The organism is Synechococcus sp. R55.2 (genome assembly GCF_047462075.1).
Classification (GTDB): Bacteria; Cyanobacteriota; Cyanobacteriia; order Thermostichales; family Thermostichaceae; genus Thermostichus.
On record NZ_JANSIH010000400.1, the window covers coordinates 1 to 2,805 of the forward strand.

Consider the following 2,805-nt stretch of genomic DNA (forward strand, 5'->3'; position numbering starts at 1 on the left):
TCGCCGCCGTCTGCAAGCCATCCAAGCGCTGCACTGCCGTTTTCAGCTCTTGGGAGAAGGCTCTCGGCAGATGGAGCTGATTTTGGATCCCAGGCATCCCAATGATGACTGCGCCTTGGAGCTGTGGAGCTTGAACGAGAAGAAAAAAGTCTTCGAACAGCAGTTCAAGCTGCAGGTGATCCCCAAATTGTCCACTCAGATCGAGCGCAGCTCAAATCCTTTTGAGGCAGCAGTTTAGCCCCTGCCCGCAGGAGGTTTCTGGTGGGCACCTGGCAACGGTAGAATGTTTGACGATGAAGCTGTGGTTGTGGGCGGCTCTCCCGCCACTGAATGCTGAGCAAAACGGAGTTGTTGAGATGGCCAAGTTGTTGTTGGGGGATCAAGCCTTTGAGGTCGAGCTGCTGACGGATGTGCCCACCAATTGGCCGGGAATTAAAGTCATGTCTAAGGGGGCCAAGCTGGACATTCCAGCGGGAACTGTGGTGAAGGTGGAGGCCGAGGATGACCACATAGCCGGCTCCTATAAGGTGGTCTATCGTTTGGCGCCTGCCTATCCCCGCAGCTGGCGGCTACTCCTGGAGCGGGAGAGCGTCGCCACGGCGCCTCAGGTGGCATCGGCTCCAGAACCAGAGGTTGCTCAGGCCAGCAGCTCAGAAGGAGGGCTGCCGAATAGCGATAAAATCTTCACCATCAAGGTATCCGGCCTTGTGGGAGGAGGCGTGCGCAGAAGCGTTGTCGAGTACAAAGTGCCCTTCAGCCGCCTTTCCCAAGAAGTGAAGCGGATTACCCAAATGGGAGGCAAAATCATCGGCATTGCTGAATCCAATCTGTTAAGCAACCTTGAGTAGCCGGTGGCTTTCTGAGAGACGCTGGGTTCTTTTGCCAAAGCCGCCGATTCAAACTCTCCCAACCAAAACTCTCTTGCTTGGAGAGCATAAGGGATCCCTGCAGTTTTTGGGTAGGCAGCGGCTGCTCCCATACCCCTAACTTAAGAATGGGGTGGTAGGCTGTCATTGGTTTTGCCGTTGTCCAGAAGGCTGCCTTTCCCCTCTGTGCTGGGGGTGGCTTTCTGCTGAGAAAAGGCGTTCCGGTGAGGGCTGAACTACTTGAGCGCCATCGACATGATTGAAAGTGGGGAGTGAGGTCATGACATCTCGACGACATCCAACGCGCTTGGGAGGGTCGATACCCCAAGGCTACTCAGGCTCTGGGTCAACAAAGGGATCCCAGCCGTACCCCTTGCCCACTCCACGACAAAGCTTTTCCTCTTCCTCTCGACGTCCGCTGGCCAAGTCTCGACCGAGGTTACTCCCCTTCTTAAGCTTGCTGGTGATCCTGCTGGGATTTGGGGCTGGGGCCCTGGTGGCCTGGGCAACTGCTCATCCCGACTGGGTCAGCCGCCTGCCGGGGCTCTCGCCACCTCTAGCGGAGATCCCTGCCCCCCGCGCCCACGCTAAAGCGGCTCAACAGCGCTTGCCCATCTCCTTAGAGACCCAACTGGAGCGGGATCCCTTTGCTTTGGATCCCTTGGCCAGCCTTTCTTATGTGCCCGCCATCATGTATCACGATGTGGTGGCTGGCCGCAAGCAGGTCTGGTTCGACACTACGGCGGCGGAGCTGCGGCAACACTTTGAGGCCATTAAGCAGGCGGGGTTGACCCCCATCCACATCGACCAACTGTACAAACACCTGCGGGACGGGGATCCCTTGCCGGAGAAAGCCATTTTGCTCACTTTTGACGACGCTTACCTGGGCCTGTACGAAAACGCCTACCCCCTTCTCAAGGAGTACAACTACCCCGCCGCCTATTTTGTGCAAACCGGGTTTGTCGGCGTGCCCACCAGCAAGGATCACTTCACCTGGGATCAAATGCGGGAGATGGATGCCAGCGGGCTGATCGACTTTGCCGCCCACACCGTCACCCATCCCCCTGACCTGCGGGTGCTAGACGATGCCCGTCTGCGGCGGGAAGTGTTCGACTGCAAGACCAAGCTGGAGCAGGAGCTGGGCCACCCCATCCACTACTTTGCCTATCCCGAAGGCAACCGGGACGAGCGGGTGAAGCAATACCTGGCCGATGCCGGTTACCGGATGTCTTTTACGATGGATCCCGGTTTTACAGGACAATCGCCCAACTTGCTGGAGGTGCGACGCTTTAACCAGTTTCGCATCACCGAGGCCATCATTGGCGCCCGCACCTTCACCCTCAACCGCAGCCCCGACTACCGGCTGGATGTGACCCAACCGTTGGCCTTGACCGACGAAGTGATCGACCAGGTGCGTGTTCTCACCCTTCGCGGCGGGCGGGCGGCTACGGTGCATGCGGAGCGGCGCTACGAGGTCAGCACCCTGGCCCAGCGCTACCAGGCCGATGCCGGCATCAATGGCAGCTTTTTCTCCATCCCTTGGATCAACTCTGCCAGCAATGTCATGGTGGGGCCGGTGATGGCTGCCAACCACAAGACCTTCATCCCCGGTCGCCCCGAAGATGACCAGGCAATCCGCGGCCGGCCGCTGGTGCTGCTGGGCAGGGATCGCCTCCGCTTTGTGCCCTTTGATCCCGACACCATGACCCACTTGGAGAACATCCGCCAGTTGATGCCGGATGTCACAGATCTGTTTGTGGCCGGTCTATGGCTGGTTAAGGATGGCCATGCCCTCTCTCCGGCGGAGATCAACTCGTTCCGCCTTGCCAGCGCTGCTGAGTTTCGCCCCAGAGCTTTCTTTGGGGTAGATGACCAGGAGCGGGTGGTGATCGGAGTTACCAAAACCCACGTCAACGCCGCCATCCTGGCCAGTCTGCTG

At 58.7% G+C, this 2,805-nt stretch carries 2 protein-coding genes and 1 pseudogene; all 3 read left to right on the top strand.

The genetic code is table 11. The annotated features are described in order from the left end of the window. Window positions 1-238, top strand: a pseudogene (locus NW838_RS12885) (Ppx/GppA family phosphatase); the annotation flags it as partial. Window positions 239-356: 118 nt separating this feature from the next. After that, a complete protein-coding gene (locus tag NW838_RS12890; RefSeq protein WP_414428163.1) occupies window positions 357-848 on the top strand; it encodes a phycobilisome linker polypeptide in 492 nt (163 codons plus the stop codon). A 391-nt stretch (window positions 849-1,239) separates the two neighbouring features. Then, a partial coding sequence (locus NW838_RS12895) for a polysaccharide deacetylase family protein (RefSeq protein ID WP_414428164.1) occupies window positions 1,240-2,805 on the top strand: 1,566 nt, incomplete at its 3' end.

Excerpts from the sequence above, each read along its gene's own strand:
- NW838_RS12890 (WP_414428163.1), top strand. The coding sequence starts at position 357 with ATGGCCAAGTTGTTGTTGGGGGATCAAGCCTTTGAGGTCGAGCTGCTG.